The sequence below is a fragment of the Bacteroidales bacterium genome (assembly GCA_021648725.1).
Taxonomy (GTDB): Bacteria; Bacteroidota; Bacteroidia; order Bacteroidales; family JAADGE01; genus JAADGE01.
Window position 1 is genome coordinate 79,131 of record JAKISF010000005.1, and the last position, 20,287, is coordinate 99,417.

Sequence of the window (20,287 nt, forward strand, 5' to 3'; positions counted from 1 at the left end):
AATTTAAAAATAATGTTTAATAATACAAGACTCTTTTCTGAAAGAAATAACTAAAGTTCTAATTTTGCAAACATTCTAATAAAGAACAAATGAATATCGATTTTAAAAACACAGAAGTTGCTTTTATCTCAAAATCAGATAAAGATTTAAAAAAAGCAAAATTTTTATATAAAGTAATGGCAAGTCCTTTTGTTACTAAAGCTGCCAAGGTGTTAACACAATTTGCAATGTCAATAAGGTTTCCTGTAAACTGGATTGTTAAACCTACAATTTACAACCTTTTTGTAGGCGGTGAAACAATTGATGAATGTACAGATTCTGTTAAAGTTTTATCAAAGCATAATGTTAAAGCAATTCTAGACTATTCTGTTGAAGGAAAAGAATCAATAGAAGATATTAATAAAGCTATGGAGGAAACTTTAAATTCAATCAAAAATGCAGGTAATAATTCAAATATTCCGTTTGCTGTTTTTAAACCTACGGCTTTTACTACTTCTAATGTACTGACAAAAGTAAGTGCCGGAGAAGAATTAACGGAGGAAGAAAAAAAAGAAGCTCAAAATTTCAAAGACAGAGTAAATAAGCTTTGTAAAGCCGCTTTCGATTTAGACATTCCGATACTGATTGATGCGGAAGACTCTTGGTATCAGAAGTTTATAGATGAAACAACTGAAGAAATGATGCAGTTGTATAACAAAGAAAAAGCAATTGTTTATAATACATGGCAAATGTACAGAAAAGACAGATTAGAACATTTGGAACAAACTTATAAAAAAGCAGTTGAAGGAGATTATTTTCTCGGTGCAAAGTTTGTGCGAGGGGCGTATATGGAAAAAGAAAGAGAAAGAGCAGAAAAAATGGGTTATGAATCTCCTATTTGTGATGATAAAGATGCAACTGATAAGTCGTATAATGATGCTTTAAGATATTCTTTTGAACACAGAGATGTTATTTCTATATTTAACGGAACGCATAATGATGAGAGCACTTTACTTTTAGCAGAATTAATGGAAAAAGAAAACATAGATAAGGATGACAAAAGATTTTGGTTCTCGCAATTATACGGAATGAGTGATAATATCAGTTTTAATATGGCAAAAGCCGGCTATAATGTTGCAAAATATCTTCCTTTCGGACCCGTTAAACATGTTTTACCTTATTTATTCAGAAGAGCCGAAGAAAATACTTCTGTTAAAGGACAAACAAGCAGAGAATTAGCACTTATAGCAACAGAAATAAAAAGAAGAAAAACTAAGTAAAATATAATTCTTTAATATAATTAAAATAAAAGCGTTTAACTTTATAGTTTTACGCTTTTTTAATGTATAAAAAGTATGAAGGCTGATATAATAACAATAGGCGATGAAATATTAATAGGTCAAATTACCGACACAAATTCTCAATGGATTGCAGAACAACTGAATCTTGTCGGTTTTGAAATAAGGCAAATTACAACAGTCGGTGATGACAAACTGCAAATAAAAAAAATATTGAATGATATTTCCGCTCAAACAGACCTTGTAATTATTACAGGAGGTCTCGGTCCTACGGAAGATGATATTACAAAAGAAACCTTAACAGAATATTTTAATACCGATTTGAAATTAAATAAAGATGTATTAAGTGATGTGAAAGAATTTGTGCAATCAAAAGGCTTCAGCTTAAACGAACGTAACATAAAGCAAGCAGAAGTTCCCGCAAATTGTAAAATTATAAGAAATGAAAACGGTACGGCACCCGGAATGTGGTTTGAAAAAAATAATACAGTTTTTATTTCATTACCCGCTGTACCTTTTGAAATGAAAGAACTTGTAAAAACAAAAGTTCTGCCGTTGTTAGGGCAGAAGATGACAACTTCAAACGTTATTCATAAAACGGTATTAACATACGGAATTCCCGAATCTTCGCTTGCCGAGCTTTTATCAGATTGGGAAAAGAATCTTCACGAGAAAATAAAATTAGCATACTTGCCTTCTCCCGAAAGAATTCGTTTACGCTTCAGCATGGTATGTAAAGAAAAAGATAAAGCTTTAAAAATAATTAATGCCGAAATTGAAAAATTAAAAAAAATAATAGGAAAAGCGATTTTCGGATACGGAGATTACTTTTTACAAGATGCAACAGGAAAAATATTAAAAGACCGAAAATCAACTTTGTCTGTCGCCGAAAGTTGTACATCCGGAAATGTTGCAAGATTAATTACGAGCGTTCCCGGAAGTTCGGAATATTTTAAAGGCGGAATTGTTGCCTATTCAAATGAAATAAAAAATAAATTCCTGAATGTTCCGGAAGTTTTAATTAAAAAGTACGGTGCGGTAAGCAAAGAAGTTGTTGAAGCAATGGTAAAAGGACAAAAAGAATCTTTTAAAACAGATTATGCGGTTGCAATTTCCGGTATTGCCGGACCCGGAGGCGGAACACCCGATAAACCGGTCGGGACAACATGGATTGCAGTTGCGGGAGACGAAGGAATAATATCAAAAAAATACACTTTCGGTAAAATGAGAGATGTTAATGTAAGGTTTGCAAGTTCAAAAGCATTAGATATGTTAAGAAAATATATTTCAGGATATTATTTCAATTAATAAAATTTCAATACATTTGTATATTACTTAAAAAAATAACTATGAATAAACTGTTAATTTCAATTTTGGCATTAGTTGTATTCTCTCAATCAAACATTTATGCTCAAAAGACAAATGATAATTCAAAATCAACAGGTTTTGTTTTAAAAAAAAATAGACCGAGTTTTTCAATTCGTTTTCCTTCTGAGTATAAACTTGAAGAAAGTTCTGAAAACAAAGGATTAAAAACAGAATTTTACAAATCTTTTTTGGGAGAAGATATTTTTATGTTTAAGTTTTCGGAGCATAAAAATCCTGCAGTTTCGTCTGATAATGAAGTTTACTTGAATGCATCAGTAGAATCTTTTGTAAACGGTGTGGGAGGTTCAATTGTTAATAAAGACAATATTAAATATAAAAAAACAAATGCAATTGATGCATTTATTACAATTGACGATAAAAATTTAAATGTTTTTTATCGAGTTCTGATTATTAATCATGTTCAATATCAATTAATTGTGATTACAAAATCAAATGATAAAACTTCTGTAATTCAAAATTACTTTAATTCATTCAACAGTCCGGTAAAATAGCTTTATTTTCTCCAAAAAGTAGGAGAAAAAAGGATAAGAACGGTAAACAGTTCAAGGCGACCGACCAGCATTAAAAAAGATAAAAACCACTTGCCTGCTGCAGGAATAGCTGAAAAGTTTTCGGCAGGACCTACATTGCCTATTCCGGGACCGATGTTTCCGAGAGTTGCAATAACAGCTCCCATAGCCGAATCAAAATCTAAACCTAATGCTGACATAACAACAGTTCCTACAACAAATATTAATATATATAATACAATAAACGCAAGAACATTATTAATGATTTGAGCTTTAACGGTATTATGGTTAAATCTTACGGGAATTATTGCTTGCGGATGAATTAACCTTTTAAATTCGGCAACGCTGTTTTTTATAAGTAAAACAATTCTCATTATCTTTATACCGCCTCCGGTTGAACCTGCCGAACCCCCAAAAAACATTGCAACAAACAGAAAAACAATTAAAAACGGAATCCATTTTAAGTAATCGGCGGTAGCATACCCTGTTGTGGTGATTAATGAAACAACTTGAAAAAGTGAATCTCTAAATGAATTTTCAGCACCTAAATCGGTTGTGAAGTATAGAGCAACAGCAGTTACAATTGCAAAGAAAAAAGTAAATCCGAAATAATATCTGAACTCTTCATTTTGTATAATCTTTTTAAATTTGAATTTTAAACCAAAATATGCTAATGTAAAATTAGTTCCGGCAATAAACATAAAAAGAATTATAACATAGTGAATATAAGGCGAATCCCAATATGCAATGCTTGCTTGTTTTGTTGAATATCCGCCTGTTGCCATTGTTGTAAAAGAGTGATTTACGGCATCAAATAAATCCATTCCGCCGAACATCAATAATATTGTTTCTGCAATTGTAAAGAAAAGATAAATTAACCATAAGCGTTTTGCGGTTTCTTTTATTCTGGGATGTAGTTTATCAGGAACAGGTCCCGGTACTTCGGCTGTGAACAACTGCATTCCGCCTATTCCTAAAATCGGAAGTATTGCTAATGAAAGAACAATTATCCCCATTCCTCCCATCCATTGTATTATGCTTCTCCAAAATAATAATCCGTGCGGTAAAGATTCTATATCATTTAATATTGATGAGCCTGTTGTGGTAAATCCGGAAATCGTTTCAAAAAAGGCATTTGTTAAACCAGGAATATATCCGCTTATGATAAACGGAAGTGAACCGACAAACGAAAAAACAATCCAAACAAAACTTACAATAATAAAACCTTCGCGTTTTCCTATATCTTTTTTTGATTTTTTTGTTAAAAGTCTTGAAATTAAACCGGTAAAAACAGCAATGCCTATAGTTATTAAAAATGCAAGCGTATCTTCTTCGGAATATAATAAAGAAACCGACATTGAAAGAAACAAAAAGAATGCTTCAATGAAAAGTAATGAGCCTAAAACCCTGAAAATTATATTAAAATTAATGTTTCCTTTTTTCATTGTTTTTCTGTATTTCCTTTTTGAAACGTGCAAATATACATACAGAAATTAAAAATCATGTTTTTTTTAACTTTTCATTAATTCCATTTCAACTTTTTATTATTGAAATTTAATAACAGAATCAACTTTTAAACTGTCTGTTCTGACAAGCCCGTTTTCTTTTTTCACATAGCTTGCAGTATCACCAAAACAATACAAAAACCCGTTTCGAGATGCTAAATAAATTCTTCCTGCATCAACGAACGGTGTTGCTTCAAATGACGATTCAAATTTGTCTAAAAGTTTAAGGTTCATATCTTCGTCAAATTCAAAAAGATATACACCTTTGTATGTCGGAGCAATAATTCTGTTTTGAACAATTATCGGGGTTGCTATTGCCGGTCCTGTATAATATTTTGTGATTAAATGCGGTTTAAAATATGTATGTTTTAAGTTGGGTCCGGGTGTGGTTTCATTTGTAACAGAGTCTCGGTCAATTATATACATATTGCCGTCAATTGCGGTAAAAACGGCAATTCGTTTGTATTTATTATTTTTGTTGTAGTAATCATTTACCGTTACGGAACCTATAATACCGCCTTTCCAAGTATGAAACCCTTTGTTTTTAGTCGGGAAAAACCAAATAACAGAACTGTCGGGAGGAAGGTCCGGATTGAGTTTAAAAACACCGCCTGAACCTTTTATATATTGTTTTTCGATGCTTACAAGCAAACAACCGTCATCGGTAACTACAGGAGTTCCGTCAATATCTGAACCTGTAAAAAAATCCCAATCAATGCTGTCTGTTTTTAGGTTATAGCCGTATATGTGTCCGGCACCGGTTGCAATATAAACTCTGTTTTTAAGTTTTGTAACAGATGCTTCGCAAACAAGGTTTCCGCCGTGAAGTTTCGGGTCAGAATCTTTATAAATTTTATGTTCTGAAAAAATATGCGGTTGCAGAATTCCGTCAATTGAGTCAGCATTTTTGTAATTCGGGTCAAATACAATAAATCTCGCATTTTCTAAACCGAGATAGGCAGTATCATTTATTATTATTGCGGAGCCGTCAACATCTCTGCTGTAACTTCTTGTTTTTTTGCTGTTGTATCGCCAAAGTTCTTTGCCTGAGAAATAAGAAATTGCTCTGTAGCTCGGAACAACTTTAGAACTGTTGGTTTTATTAGTTCCTCTTCTACTTCCCTGAAGTATAACAAACTTATCTTCAATGTTTTCAGCATTATCATTTTTCCATATACTTCCTGTTCCTTTTATAACGTCATTAAATTTATATTCCCAAATAAATTCTCCGGTTTCGGCATTAATTTTTCTTATTTTATGGCTGTATGATCCTTGTATGATGTATTTTTTACCTTTTTCGGAAATCATTAACGGTTGTCCTGTCCAACCTGCACCTGCCCATACTTTATATTCACTTCCTACTTTTGTTTTTCCTGTTCCGAGATGTTTTTTCCAAATAATATTAAGTTTTGCGGGTGCAGAATCTCCGTAGAAATTATGTTCATTGTTTCCGAGGTAAGTTTGATTAATGATTTGAATTGTATCGTTAGGAACAGTAACTGTTATTGAATCTTCACTTTTCTCAGAAATACTGACCGCAGAAGTTGTAAGAAATAAATTAAATTTAAAAGCTAATAATAAAACAGATACAATAACTAATGATACTGATATGTAATAAATGATTCTCTTTTTCATAAAATAATTTTAAACAATAAAAATACTCATTTTTTTTATAAGAGTACTATTTCTCAAAATAAAAAGGAAGTTGCCTTATAAAAGACAACTCCCTAATAAATTTAAATGTAATTTTAATTCAATTTCTATTGAACGATTACTTTTTGAGTAAATGAACCTTTATCATTTGAGAATTTCAAGAAATAAACGCCTTGAGTATTAATCTGAATTGACGAATTTCCTGAAATAGTTTTTGAATTAATTACTTTTCCTGTAATATCAGATATTTCAATATTAAGAATACCGTCAGTTTTAATGTTGAATACACCGGTTGAAGGATTCGGATATATTAAAATTTCTGAGTCTAACTCGTTAATGCCTGTTGATGCTACAGTAAAATTAACTGTATATGTTTCTGTCGTAGAACCGTCTTCTGCAGTAACCAATACTGTTGACGAACCCGGCAGCCCGGATGCATCGGTTGTAACAGCATTTGCATTAGCATCAGTAGGAGTTCCCACTACAGTAGGAACAGTTGTTGTTCCGTATGCAAGTTCAACATTATACGTTAAAGTTGACGGGCTAAAACCTGTAACAGTAGTTCCGTCAACGGTTAGGTCACTTAATGTTGCATCTGTTGCAAGTATGACTTCAAAATCTGCCAAATCTCTTGCCGTAAATGTATATCCGTCTCCGGCTGTTCCTTTGTCAATGCAAAGTCCGGTAACATTTATATTGCCGGGTATAGTTCCTCCGATGTAGTCAACATCATAAAAGTTTGTTCTGAAACTTGCATTAGCTTTTGAGGCATCAGAAACAGAATAAACAATTCCGTTTGCAAAAGTTCCTCCGGCATCGGTAAAAGTAATATTTTCTACTTTTATCAGTTCTGCTTCGTATGTTTCAAAATTTGAATTGAATTGGGCAAGCGTAATAACTTGCGGTGTAATGGTATTATTTGTTGATGTTGCTGTTCCCGGGTCAGCAATAGGCACAAATTGAAGCATACCGTTATATTCTGACAATGTTCCTGTAATTCCTGTAATTCCGTCATATCGGTTATATGCAGTTGTTATTATTCCGGAATTATCGTCAATTAAAATGGCTCCTGTTGCATCTTCAATAAATTTTTGATTTCTGTACGATTGTTGGTAGGTAAGAACAGCTTCGCTTGTTAGTTCATATTTAAGTCCTGCAGTTCCTGCTCTCAATAAAGCAATAGAATTTACCGGAGTAACATCTGATTCTGTTAAACTCCAGCTATAGTTCGGGGTTGTTGCTTGATCCCAGTTTCCGAAGCCTATAAAGTAGGTTTCTCCCTGTGTAATGTTAAATGTTAAATTAACCGAAAAACCTGATGGTCCGCATGCATCTTCCTGTAAATCATATCCTGACCCACAAGTAGCTTTGTCGATTGCTACATATACGTCAACATCAGAATCACAATTTTCAACAGTTGCTGTTCCTGTTACGGTAGCAACAAATGAATACCACTGATCATAATCATTATCAACAGTATGTATTGCTTGGTGTGTTCCTGCGGTAATAACAGCAGCAGTTGCACATGTGCTGCCTCCTGCAGGAGGAACTGAAATATCAAATGTACTACTCAGAACATCTGCAAAACCGGTTGTAGTATTTATATCGTTAGCAGTTAAATAAACTGCGGTTTGTTCAGTATCAAAAGTTAAATCTGTATATGTGGATACTCCGTTAGTTGTAGATACTCCGCTTGTTCCAGCCATTATTCCGGTTCCTGAAAATAAGACTTCTATCAGTGTTGACGGAAAATCTACATCGATGTTTCCGTATGCATCTGTTGTTCCTATAACAACATTGTTCATGACAGTATTAACAATAACATTGCTTGGTTGTGTCAAGAATGAAAATTGAGTAGCAACAACACTTACTGTGAAGTTGTTTCCTACAATATCGCCGCCTGCAAAAGTATTTTCAAAATTTGAACCGCTTAAATCAGATGTAAACCCATGTGATGCAGCATTAACCTGAAACTGCAAAATATTGCCGTCAAGAGCATTTGTATTGTCAAGGTAAACGTAACCTTCGACAGTTACGGAGCCGCCGTCAGGAATAGTTAATGCTACCGGCAGATATACAGAGTTTGTCGTGACAGTAGGTTGGGCTGTCAGAGTAATAACTGCAGCGTTTGTAATATTATAGACTCCGCCTCCTGAAATTTCGGTATTAAAATTTAATGTATTATTAGGTCCTGCGTTAAGGAAAATTCCGGTAACGTTTGTCGGTAAACCATCACCACTTGCAGCATCTGTAATTACAAATTGAATAACCGGAACAGAATCAATATTAACAGAAGATAGTGTTCCTGCTGCTATTTGTGTTGTCGGAGCTGTAACTGTGGAAGTTTGGTCGTTTGTCGGAACTAAATATGTTCCTAAAGGAAACGGTGTTGCAGCTGTAGCATTTGTTGTTTCTCCGTCGAGTGCATTAATACCACTATAAAACCAATCTGTATCCGTAAATATAGGATCCGGTCCTGTTGCATTGTTTCTGTATGCCCAACCGTCCATGTATTCCCATGTTTGTCCTGTTCCGTCAACATTAGCATCTCCAAAAAGGTCAACGACAACTTCTGTTCCGGTGAAAGCTCCCGTGGCATCAAAAAACAGCTCAACTGCATCATCACCATTGATTGCCATTGAACTTGAAGTAAAATTAGGGGCAAAACCAAAGAAGTTTGTAAACTCGACAGATTCTGAGGCTATATATATGAAATCTCCTGCAGTTGCTGTTCCTGACAATGTAAATTCCGGTCCGTCGGTTCCGCCGCCATTATTGGCACTTCCTATTGCATATAATGCTAAATCTGCAATATCGTTAGCAACATATAGTTCTATTCCTTTCGGAATTCCCCCGGTTAAAGGTCCGTCATAGACTCCTGTAATTATCAGGTCTGTTTGCCCGAAAGAGATTGTTGTCCACATTACGGCAAATAAAAGTAATATTTTTCGTTTCATAATTATATTTTTAAATGAATAATTGAATTAGAAATTAAGGATTCCAAAGTTACAAAAAAAAATAGAATAATTTATTTTATCAATTCATTTTTAAGAAATTTTGCTGTATAGCTGTTTTTGTTTTTTATTATTTCTTCGGGAGTTCCTTTCGCAATAATTTCGCCTCCTTTAATTCCGCCTTCTTTCCCGATATCGATAATATAATCTGCAACTTTTATAACATCCATATTATGTTCGATAACAATAACTGTATTGCCTTTATCAACAAGCCTGTTTAATACATTAAGTAACATTTTTATATCTTCGAAGTGCAAGCCTGTTGTGGGTTCGTCTAAAATATATAAAGTTTTGCCGGTATCTCTTTTTGCAAGTTCGGTTGCCAGCTTAACTCGTTGTGCTTCACCGCCCGAAATGGTTACGGAAGATTGTCCGAGAGTGATATATCCGAGCCCTACGTCTTTCAGAGCTTTTAGTGTTTTTCTTATTTTTGGAATTTTTTCAAAGAACTCAAAAGCAGTATTTATTGTCATACCTAAAACATCACTTATTGATTTGCCTTTATATCTAACTTCCAAAGTTTCTCTGTTGTATCTTTTTCCTTGGCAATCTTCGCAATGAATATAAACATCGGGTAAAAAATTCATTTCAATTGTTCGTAAACCTGCTCCTTGGCAAGTTTCGCATCTTCCCCCTTTTACGTTAAATGAAAATCTTCCGAGCTTATAGGCTCTGATTTTAGATTCGGGCAGTTGAGCATAGAGTTTTCTTATTTCATCGAATAGTTTTGTGTAAGTTGCAGGGTTGCTTCTCGGGGTTCTGCCTATCGGAGATTGATTTACTTCTATTACTTTATCGATATGTTCAATGCCCGCTATTGATTTATAGGGCAGGGGAGTTTTAAGGGATCTGTAAAAATGCTTGCTTAAAATGGGATGCAAAGTGTCATTTACTAATGTTGATTTTCCGCTGCCTGAAACGCCTGTTACGCAAATAAATTTGCCGAGAGGAAATTCTGCATTGATATTTTTCAAATTGTTTCCGGATGCACCTTTTAATCTTATCTCTTCTTTTTTGCCGTTTCTTCTTTTTTCGGGAATCGGTATTTCTTTTTTATTGTTTAAGTATTGTGCTGTAAGAGTATTGCTCTTTAAAACTTCGCCGGGGGTTCCGGCAGCAGATATTTCTCCTCCGTGTCTTCCTGCAAACGGTCCCATATCTATCAGATAATCCGAAGCAAGCATCATATCTTTGTCATGCTCTACAACTATAACCGAATTTCCTGTATCTCGAAGTTGCTTTAAAGAATTTATTAGCCTGTGATTATCTCTTTGGTGTAAACCTATGCTGGGTTCGTCTAAAATATAAAGAACGTTTACAAGTTTTGAGCCTATTTGCGAAGCCAATCTTATTCTTTGGCTTTCGCCGCCGGAAAGACTTCGCGAGCTTCTGTTTAAGTTCAGATATCCCAGCCCTACATCTAATAAGAAATGTAATCGTGTAAGTAATTCTTTAATAATTTCTTTTGCAATAATATTTTGTTTGTCGGAGAGTTTAGAATTTATATTTACAAAGAATTTATATAGCTCGTTTATATCTGTTTCTGCAAGCTCTGAAATGTTTTTTTCTGCAAATCGAAACCATAGTGATTCTTTTTTTAATTTTTTTCCTTTACAAACAGGGCATAGTTCTTCTGAGAAATAATTATTTTTTATTTTACGTGAATTTGCATTTGTTCCGTTTGCGTGCCTTTCTAAATAATAATAAATACCGTCAAAACTTAGTTCAATTTTTGAAGAAATACCGAGTGTCGAGTTTTCAATTCTTAAAGTTTCTTCAGTTCCGCCTAAAATTTTTTGTAAAGCTTTTTCGGGAATATTTTTTATCGGAGTTTTAATTTCGGCTTTATATTTTTTTAATATTGCTTCAATTTGCCAAAATATTAGTGTGTTTTGATATTCGCCGATAGGTTTTATTCCGCCTCTTTTTATGCTGATTGAATCATCAGGAATAATTTTATTGATATCGATTTTATTGACATGTCCTAATCCTTTGCAGTGTGAGCAAGCACCTTGCGGAGAATTAAAAGAAAACGAGTTTGGGGCAGGTTCGTCATAAGATAAACCGGTAGAAGGGCACATTAAGTTTTTACTGAAATATCGAATGTTGTTTGTTCCGTATTCTGAAGTCATTAAAACACCTTTTCCGTGATGTAATGCGGTTTTAACAGATTCTTTTAATCGTTTTCTGTTTTTTTCGTCAACTTTAAGTTTGTCAATAACAATTTCAATTTCATGTGTTTTATATCTGTCTAACTTTAATCCGGGAGTTAGTTCACTTATTTTTCCGTTAATTCGGGCTTGAAGAAAACCTTTTTTTCGGATTGTTACAAAAAGTTCTCTATAATGTCCTTTTCTGCTTTTTACAACAGGCGAAAGAATAATCAGTTTTTTGTCTTTATATTCTTCAAAAATTAAATCAATTATTTGTTCGGTAGTATATTTTACCATTTTTTCTTCGGTAATATATGAATATGCAGTTCCTGCACGAGCATATAAAAGCCTGAGAAAATCATATATTTCGGTAATTGTTCCGACAGTTGAACGAGGGTTTCTGTTTGTTGTTTTTTGTTCAATTGAAATTACCGGACTTAAACCGGTAATTTTATCAACATCGGGTCGTTCCAGATTTCCGAGAAATTGGCGTGCATAAGCTGAGAAAGTTTCAATATAACGTCTTTGTCCTTCAGCATAAATAGTATCAAATGCAAGTGAAGATTTACCGCTGCCGCTTAAACCTGTAATTACCGTAAGTTTATTACGAGGAATAGTAACATCTATATTTTTTAAGTTATGAACTCTTGCACCTGTTACTTGTATGAATTTATCCATTATATACTGCTCATTTTAAAATGAAATTTGGCAAAGTTATATCTTTTAAAATTATATTCTAAATTTAACCCAAAATATGCATTAGAAATTCTATTACGGTATGAAACTACTTCAAAATATAACACTTCGTTACATTTTTCACATTAAGCATAGCGGTGCTATGCTTAATATAATAAAATGTCATATTTTATTGTATTTTCAAACCTCATAACAAACTTCTAATACATAATTTGGGTTTTAATAAAAAAGAGTCGATTAATCGACTCTTTAAAACTTATGTTCTTTTCAGTCTATTTTATCAATATTATTTTTTTATTAAAAATATTTTTACCTGAACTTATTCTGACAAAATAAACAGCATTGGGCAAATTCAAATTAAATGTATTTAATCCTTTAGTTATATTTTGTTGCATCAATATTTGTCCGTTTATGTCATAAACTTCTATAAATGCATTGTCAAAGTTATTATTTACGAAAATTCTTCTTCCGTCTGTAAATATCTTAATTTTTTCATTGTTTGTTATGTTTTTAACAGCACTTGATTTTCCGAATATTATTTCAAATCTGTTCGCATTATCTCCGCTTTCAGAGGTAAAATTATAAACAGGGTTTGCGATTAAGTCTTGTGTGTTATTGTTTTTCAAATCTTTTAATGTTACCGATGTTCCATTTGTAAAGTTCATTCCGGTAAGAGTTAAAGAATAGCTGCCGTTTTGCATTGTCGTAAAAAACAACGGAATTGTTTTTGAATCGTTAAAATCGGCAAATGTATTGATTGCAAGCTGTGTATTGTCTTGCAAAGCCGAATAAAATTGAGGTCGAACAACATCAAATAACATAAGTTTAACGGCATCATATTGACCGTCAAAATAATCAGTTGCATTTGTATTGAAAGATAATGCTATTTCATCGGAAAAACCGGCATCGGCAACTTTTAACTTAATATAGTCGGTTGCAGTTTTTACAGAGCCGGATTGCGGAAAATGAACTCTGGCATAATTAGAAAATGTGAAATTTGCATCAGCATCAGCTTTTACAAGAAATACTTCAGAAGGTGCTGTAAATTGATCGGCTCCGTTAATGTTTATTCCTCCTTGTTGATATATTTTTACGACAGGATTTTCGGGACTTACAAAATAAAAGTTTCTGTTAATTTCAAAAGGAATGTTTATATTTTCAAGGTCTATGTATGATGGATACGGATTGCCGAGGAAATTCCATCCTTGCATATTAAAATTACCGGCATTAAGAACTGTAAGCGGAACATTAATATCGCCTTGGTTATAATAGCCGTAGAAAGATGCAAGAGTATCTAAAATTTGCGAATTAAAAAGGTATCCTTTGCCGGGGTATAAAATATCTGCATCAGTTAAAGGTATCCAATTAAGTGTTGCTTCATCCCAATCTGAAATCTCTGTATTTTGATAGAAATTAAATACATCAAAATTTTTAATAATCGGAGAATAAAGTTCTTCTTTGTCTCCGTAAAAAATATGAGAACGCTTTCCGTAATATGTCGTACCGGGATTATAGTCAATAAAAGATGCTCCTTCGTCAACATTAAGCATTACTTGCTCTAAAAGTGTATTGGACATATTTATTGTTGTACCTTCGGCAAATTCAACTATATTTCCTTTTCCTATATAAATTTCGGGTAAGTTCAAGTAAGAAGAGTCACTAAGAATAAAAGTTCCTGAAGGATAGACAATTAAAGCAGTATCAAGAGAGTTATTTACAGTATTTTGTTCAATAAATAAATTTCTGAATTGAAATATTCCGGTTGCAGATTTAGTTGCATTTCCGACTTTTATTTGACCTCCGTTAATTACAGCTTGAGGAACTATGAGCATCGGATCTGAAAGAACTTTTTCTGCATTTTGTTCAATAAATATTGTTCCGCCTTGTCCCAAATACAAACCGTAAACTTGTGAGTTTTTATTATTTTTTTCAGCATTTTGTTCTATAAAAATCGTTCCTCCGTACAGACCTATGTGAGCTCCTCCTGTTTCGGATTTAACAATACTCTGTTCTACAAACATTGTTCTGCCGGGTGAAAGATGCAAAAATCCTCCCGTTCCTTTTTCAGCATTTTGTTCCATAAATACATAACCTCCGGTTCCTACATAAAAATCGGAATTTCCTGCACTTTTAACAGTGTTTTTATTTTTTTCTGCATTTTGTTCCATAAATACAAATCCGCCGTCTCCAATATGAAACCCTGCATCTCCGACACCTTTTTCAGCATTTTGTTCAATGAAAATTATGCTTCCGTTTCCGATATTAAGTGTAGCTTCGCCGGCTTTTGCAATATTTGTATTAACGAATACGGAGCCGCCTCCGTCAATAAATAATCCGGAGCCGCTTGTTGACATTGACTTCGATAAGTACCCGCTTCCGATATTTACCGTTGAATTAGCTCCGATATGTATATTTGCTGTTCCCTTTATATCTTTAAATTTTTTTGCATTTTGTTCGATAAAAATTGTTCTGCAAGAGAAATTTACGGGAACTTTTGCTGTTCCTTCAAAATTTAAATTTCCTCCGTTTCCGACAATTAACCTGTCGCATTTTGCATCCGGGATATTGACATTTGCCGTACAATTGAAAACAGTAACCGAATCGGCGGATCCGGGGATACTGTTTACATCCCAGTCGGCAGGATTATTCCAATCTAATATTCCGTCATCGGGAACCGATACAAAACTGTGACCGGCAATCAACATTATACTGTCGCTGTTAAAACATCCGTTATCATTTATTGTCCATTTAAACAAATGCTGACCGTATGTTATATCTGATACAACAGGATTATTTATTGATGAGTTGCTTATTGTTATTGGATTTCCGGAAAGTTGAGACCAATTTCCTGTTTGTATTCCCTGCAAAGGATTTGCATTGAATATTGTATCGGGATAAATATTATTATTAATATCCGGATTAATCATAAAAATATCCTCACCGGCGTTTACATAGGGTTGTATATTAGTTATCAATAATGTATCTGTATCTGAAACGATTCCGTTTGTAACTGTCCAATAGAATTCGGTTGTTCCCGGAGGTATATTATGTACTTCAACAAAATAATCAATTCCGCTTATAGTAACACCGGGAGAGTTTGTTGTTAAATTTCCGAAATATGGGAACGGATCAGGAAAAATCGGATATTGGATACTGTTGCAAGCGGATATATCAGCACCTGCATCGGCAACAAGTTTGGGAGCTTGAAGTTCATAAGCTCCTATATCTATTTGTCCCCCGAAACTATATTCATAAATTCTGTTTTCACCGGTAAAATCCAAATCAAATTCTGCATTTGTATAATATGTGCCCGTATTAATTGCATCGGAATTAGGTTGAAGCGAAAAATTCAGATTCAAAGGGGCGGTAAATCCGGGATCGGTACAAGGGATTAATGTCGGGCTGCTTAAATTTGTACCCGCAGCACCGCCTTTAATAATACAATTATTAATTGAATTTCCGAGACCGTTAATTTCATACACCCTGTTATTTATTTCATCATTCCAAAATATACAATTTGTTATCGGTACATTTGTATTGTTCAGATACAAATCATTCCCCTGTGTATTTCCGGCAACATTTTTATAAAAGGTATTGTTATAAATACGCCCCGCAGATGAAGTATTATTAATTACAACAGCACCTCCGGAATTTACGGCAGAATTATCGTAAAAAATATTGTTTAAAATTGCAGGTTCAATACCGGTATGATATATTGCTCCGCCTTCAGTTGCTGAGTTTTTATAAAACATATTTGCATTTATTGTCGGATAAGAGTCGAAGCTGTATATTGCACCGCCGTATTGTGTTGCCGTATTTTTATAAAAAGCTGAATGTTCTATTTTTGTATTGCTGCTATTAGAAAAATTAAAAACTCCACCCAAATCTGTTGAGGAATATTCAAATTTGCAAAACTTATAATAAGAAATTTCGTTTGTCACATGGTCTATACCCGCCCAAGATTGCAGGGTGTCGGCAGCCGTAAACGTAATTAACGCATCTTTTGTTCCTGTTGCATTAATTGTACCGGCAACAATTAATTTTGCGTCGGTCAGAAATTTTATTTTTGTATTTGGTAAGATTGTTAAATTACCTGATTTAAATAGCGGGAAATAATAAACCGTTACTGTATCTTTAACAAATAAATCTCCGTGCCAAAAGGTATTATCCAAGATATCTCCTACCCATAATAATGAGAACATTCCTTCGTCGGCACCGATGTCGGGGAAACTGTTATCTCTTGCGTTTCCGTCAAAATCAATATAATTTACAGATCCGTTCCAATTTGGGTCGGCTCTGCTTTCTACAACAGTATATTCTTGCGAAAGAATATGTAAATCATCGGGGGCGACAAAAACAGGAAAGGCATAGAAAGAACTTGCTTCAAATATGTTTTGAATATCAATAAATTGCCAATCATGTAATGAAGTGTAACCTAACATATCAATTGTATTGTTTTTTGAAGGAGTATAGTAAACATTGTTACCTGATGATTGTAATTGAGTTTGATTATCGAGTATTAAGGCATTTCCTAATCCGGTATTAATAAACAAATTATTAAAGGACCTAATGCCGGAAGCACTAGGATCAATAGAAACTGCAGCACTTAGGTTATTGCCGTCTTGTACATGAATACTGTTATATAAAATGTCAGGACTTAATAAATCAATGTATGCTCCTAATGAAATTCCTGTTGATTGATATGATGTTCCTGCTCCGCGAATAGTAAGCATATTATTTAAGACAGAACAGGAAGTTGTTGTATTTATATCCGAAATATCAATACAAGTTTTATATGTCTGAGAAGATAAATCTATTTTATTGGTTTTTACGGTAAATGTGCCGTCAATTGACATTAAAACTATTCCGCTGACCATATTTAAATTATCTCCTGATGAGGTAATAATTTTATTTCCGGATATAATAACACTTCCCATATTATTCATAAATATTCCGGTGCTTGTAAAATCTTTGATAATGCAATTTTTAATTCCTATATTATAAGATCTTATTGCAAAATGTTCAAGGTAAATACCGTTTGAACCTCCGACAATAGTATCATTTTCAAATTGTGTATTACTTATATAATAATTATCTGAATATCCGATTACGGAAAAATTTTGAGCATAGAAATTTGAAGAATTACTTAATGTAAGCCCGGTAAATTTACAGTTTTTAAACCAATTATCATCATTATAGTTACTTGTGTTTAAAAATGTCAGAACTGTTCCTTTATTTTCGGTTTCACTTGAAGTATTTTGAAAATGGATATTTTCAAACTGATAATGAGCACCTTCAATTTTTATGACATAATTTCCGTCTGAGCCGGAAGGAGCATATATTACAAATACTTCACCTGTTTCTCCCAATTTTTTTTGAAAAATTATTTTAAAACTTGTATTTGCAGGCAAATAGGGCATAACAATTTGTTCGTTGTATGTTCCCGGCATAACCTCATATATTACGTCTTGGGTAAATGACGAAACTCCTTGTAAATAAGAAACGACTTCGGAGAAAGTGTTAAAAGTGCCTCCGGGACCCGTAATTTGAGATTTTACTGTCCCGTTAGTCATAAATAATATTCCTGCAAATAAGAATATTTTTTTGAAAGTTTTCATAATATTTTTTTAAGATTTTAAAAATATAAATATACGAAAAAAAAAAGAATGTCGTAAAAAAATATTAGACATTCTTTTTTTTTAGATAAAATACCGAGATTTATATTTCAAATCCAATAACCAGGATGTCATCTATTTGTTCGAAACTATTCCCTGTTTTGTCGGGTTTATTCTGCCAATCATTAATTACTTTGTTTAATATTTCTTTTTGTTCCGGCATAGGTTTGGTATAAATTTCCAGTAAAAGTTTTTTAAGGTTATGTATCATAAATTTTCTGCTTTTTTCACCGCCAAACTGGTCGATATATCCGTCAGAAAGCATATAAAATTTATCCCCTTTTATTAATGTTATTTCTGTATCACTAAAAGGTTTTTCTTCTCCGTAGTGAATACCTACAGGCATTCTGTCACCTTTTATTTTAATAATCTCATTATTTCTTATAAGTAATACGGGGTTTTGAGCTCCTGCAACAGTTGCTGTCATTTTATCTTCGTTAATAACACAAACGGACATATCCATTCCGTCTTTTGATTCACCGTCTTTTCCGGTTTGCCTTAAAGCTGTTTTAATCGAAGTTCTCAGTCTATTTAAAATTTCTGAAGCTTTTATGTTATTTTCAAATTTATGGAACAGATGATTAACTATTTCATTTAAATTAGAGATTGCCAACAAGCTCATAAATGCACCGGGAACACCGTGTCCTGTACAATCTGCTGCAATTATAATTTTTATGTTATTATGTTTTCTTGCCCAATAATAATCACCGCTGACAATATCTCTGGGTTTATATAATATGAAATAATTTTCAAGTAAAGTATCGAAATATTCTTTCGGCGGTAAAACTGCTTCTTGAATTCTTTGAGCATAGATAATACTGTCGGTAATATTACGATGTTGTTTTTCTATTTTATCGTATGCTTCCTGTAAATTTTCGGCTTGTGCCAGTATTTCTTCTTTTTGTTGATTTAGGACAGCATTTTTTTGAGAAATTTCATTGTTTTTTTCTTTAAGTATTTGATTTGCTTTTACCTTCCGTTTATATGAACGAACCATTGTAAAAGCTATAATAAGCATAAATAATAATCCGGCACTCAAGGCCAATTTTACCAGTTTATCTCTTTTGTCCTGTTCCGCCTGCAATTCTGCTTTTTTCTTTTCTTCAAGTTGCCTTAATTTTTCTTTTTTATCAAATTCATGCTGCATGGCAAGCTGGGTCATTTCTTTTGTTTTTTCTTCATTTTGGAGGGAATCTTTTAATCCGATATATTTTTGTAAAACTTTTGCTGATTTTTTATAATTACCAAGTTGATAATATACGTTTGCCAACGAACCGTAAATTTCTTTTATTTGATTTCTCGAATTTATTTTTTTTGATAAACCTAAAGCATCGTTAAGATATTTTTCACTTTTAATATAATTCCCGTTACTACCGTAGTAATTAGATAAATATATATATGAACTAACAATACCGTATGCGTTTCCTATTTGTTCTTTCAAATCCAAACTGCCTTTAAAATAATTGTATGCAGAATCATATTGTTCGGAGGCAAGATAAATTTGTCCCAAAATATCATCAATAGTTGTTAGGTATCTGATATTTTGCATTTTTTTACTTATTTTCCTGCATTTGTTCAAATATAAAATTGCAGTATCAGCTGAAGTTTTTAAAGTATCAAGAATAAATTTTCCGTAATACAGTCTTCCAAGATATAAATAGGAAGTTGATAAGCCGTAATCATTTTCTAATTCTCTATTTATTTCTAATGCTTTATTATGATACTCGGCAGGAGTATTAAAGTCTTCCGGTTTATACGAAGCATAAACCAAACCAATAGCATCATTTACTGCGGCAATTCCTTTTTTATCTCCGATTTCTTCTCTTAATGCCAGACTTTTAAAGTAATTATCCAGTGCTTGTTTCCAGTCTCCTATTTGATAAAAAACATTACCTATATTTCTTAATGCAATAGCAATCCCTTTCTTATTTTCGGCTTTATTAAATGCTTCTAAACTCTCTTGGTAATATTGATAAGCATTTTCATAATCGGCTCTGTAGAAATAAGCCGCACCGAGGTTCTTAGTTGCATACGCAACACCTTTTGTATAGTTAATTTTCTTTGCCAATTCATAGCTTTCTTTTCCGTATTTAACGGCATTTTCATAATCGGAAATTTTTATTTGCCATACTAAATCATTTAATTCATTAACTTTTGTTGAATCATCGGGCATTGTGCTGATAACAGATTTAATACTGTCTGTTTTCGAATCAATTTGCCCTGTTATTACAAATATATTAAATAACAGAAATAAGATTGTTAAGTTTGATTTCTTAAAGAATATTGCATTCATATTAAATAATTTTAATTTTAATTTAACAAATTTATAAAAATTAAACTAATAAATTAAATATTAGGTTATAAAAAGCATATTAAGTAGCAATATATTAGTTGAATAAAAAATTATTGCATGACT

The 20,287-nt window shown here is 32.9% G+C and carries 9 protein-coding genes; 3 read left to right on the forward strand and 6 right to left on the reverse strand.

Translation table 11 applies throughout. The annotated features are described in order from the left end of the window. Positions 1 to 89: 89 nt before the first annotated feature. The 3 genes from L3J35_03225 to L3J35_03235 all read left to right on the forward strand — a co-directional run bounded on the left by L3J35_03225 (position 90) and on the right by L3J35_03235 (position 3,157). A complete protein-coding gene (locus L3J35_03225; GenBank protein MCF6365192.1) occupies positions 90 to 1,259 on the forward strand; it encodes a proline dehydrogenase family protein in 1,170 nt (389 codons plus the stop codon). Between the two features lie 75 nt (positions 1,260 to 1,334). Continuing rightward, a complete protein-coding gene (locus tag L3J35_03230) occupies positions 1,335 to 2,585 on the forward strand; it encodes a competence/damage-inducible protein A (protein ID MCF6365193.1) in 1,251 nt (416 codons plus the stop codon). A 41-nt stretch (positions 2,586 to 2,626) separates the two neighbouring features. Then, a complete protein-coding gene (locus L3J35_03235; GenBank protein MCF6365194.1) occupies positions 2,627 to 3,157 on the forward strand; it encodes a hypothetical protein in 531 nt (176 codons plus the stop codon). 2 nt (positions 3,158 to 3,159) lie between these two features. On the opposite strand, the gene L3J35_03240 is transcribed toward L3J35_03235, so the two are convergent. From L3J35_03240 to L3J35_03265, 6 genes are all read right to left on the reverse strand, one after another. Further along, positions 3,160 to 4,620 (reverse strand): TrkH family potassium uptake protein, encoded by a 1,461-nt coding sequence (locus L3J35_03240; protein MCF6365195.1) that lies wholly within the window; start codon positions 4,618 to 4,620, stop codon positions 3,160 to 3,162. A 99-nt stretch (positions 4,621 to 4,719) separates the two neighbouring features. Further along, positions 4,720 to 6,315, reverse strand: coding sequence for a hypothetical protein (locus L3J35_03245; GenBank protein MCF6365196.1), 1,596 nt, complete (start codon positions 6,313 to 6,315; stop codon positions 4,720 to 4,722). A gap of 125 nt (positions 6,316 to 6,440) precedes the next feature. After that, on the reverse strand, positions 6,441 to 9,290 hold the full coding sequence (locus L3J35_03250) for a T9SS type A sorting domain-containing protein (GenBank protein MCF6365197.1): 2,850 nt from the start codon (positions 9,288 to 9,290) through the stop codon (positions 6,441 to 6,443). Between the two features lie 71 nt (positions 9,291 to 9,361). Further along, positions 9,362 to 12,178 (reverse strand): excinuclease ABC subunit UvrA, encoded by a 2,817-nt coding sequence (gene uvrA, locus L3J35_03255; protein ID MCF6365198.1) that lies wholly within the window; start codon positions 12,176 to 12,178, stop codon positions 9,362 to 9,364. Positions 12,179 to 12,468: 290 nt separating this feature from the next. Further along, positions 12,469 to 17,814, reverse strand: a complete 5,346-nt coding sequence (locus L3J35_03260; GenBank protein MCF6365199.1) for a T9SS type A sorting domain-containing protein — start codon at positions 17,812 to 17,814, stop codon at positions 12,469 to 12,471. 100 nt (positions 17,815 to 17,914) lie between these two features. Then, positions 17,915 to 20,164 (reverse strand): tetratricopeptide repeat protein, encoded by a 2,250-nt coding sequence (locus tag L3J35_03265; GenBank protein MCF6365200.1) that lies wholly within the window; start codon positions 20,162 to 20,164, stop codon positions 17,915 to 17,917. Between the last annotated feature and the right edge of the window lie 123 nt (positions 20,165 to 20,287).

Excerpts from the sequence above, each read along its gene's own strand:
- L3J35_03225 (MCF6365192.1), top strand. The coding sequence starts at position 90 with ATGAATATCGATTTTAAAAACACAGAAGTTGCTTTTATCTCAAAATCA.
- L3J35_03230 (MCF6365193.1), top strand. The coding sequence starts at position 1,335 with ATGAAGGCTGATATAATAACAATAGGCGATGAAATATTAATAGGTCAA.
- L3J35_03235 (MCF6365194.1), top strand. The coding sequence starts at position 2,627 with ATGAATAAACTGTTAATTTCAATTTTGGCATTAGTTGTATTCTCTCAA.
- L3J35_03240 (MCF6365195.1), bottom strand. The coding sequence starts at position 4,620 with ATGAAAAAAGGAAACATTAATTTTAATATAATTTTCAGGGTTTTAGGC.
- L3J35_03245 (MCF6365196.1), bottom strand. The coding sequence starts at position 6,315 with ATGAAAAAGAGAATCATTTATTACATATCAGTATCATTAGTTATTGTA.
- L3J35_03250 (MCF6365197.1), bottom strand. The coding sequence starts at position 9,290 with ATGAAACGAAAAATATTACTTTTATTTGCCGTAATGTGGACAACAATC.
- uvrA (MCF6365198.1), bottom strand. The coding sequence starts at position 12,178 with ATGGATAAATTCATACAAGTAACAGGTGCAAGAGTTCATAACTTAAAA.
- L3J35_03260 (MCF6365199.1), bottom strand. The coding sequence starts at position 17,814 with ATGAAAACTTTCAAAAAAATATTCTTATTTGCAGGAATATTATTTATG.
- L3J35_03265 (MCF6365200.1), bottom strand. The coding sequence starts at position 20,164 with ATGAATGCAATATTCTTTAAGAAATCAAACTTAACAATCTTATTTCTG.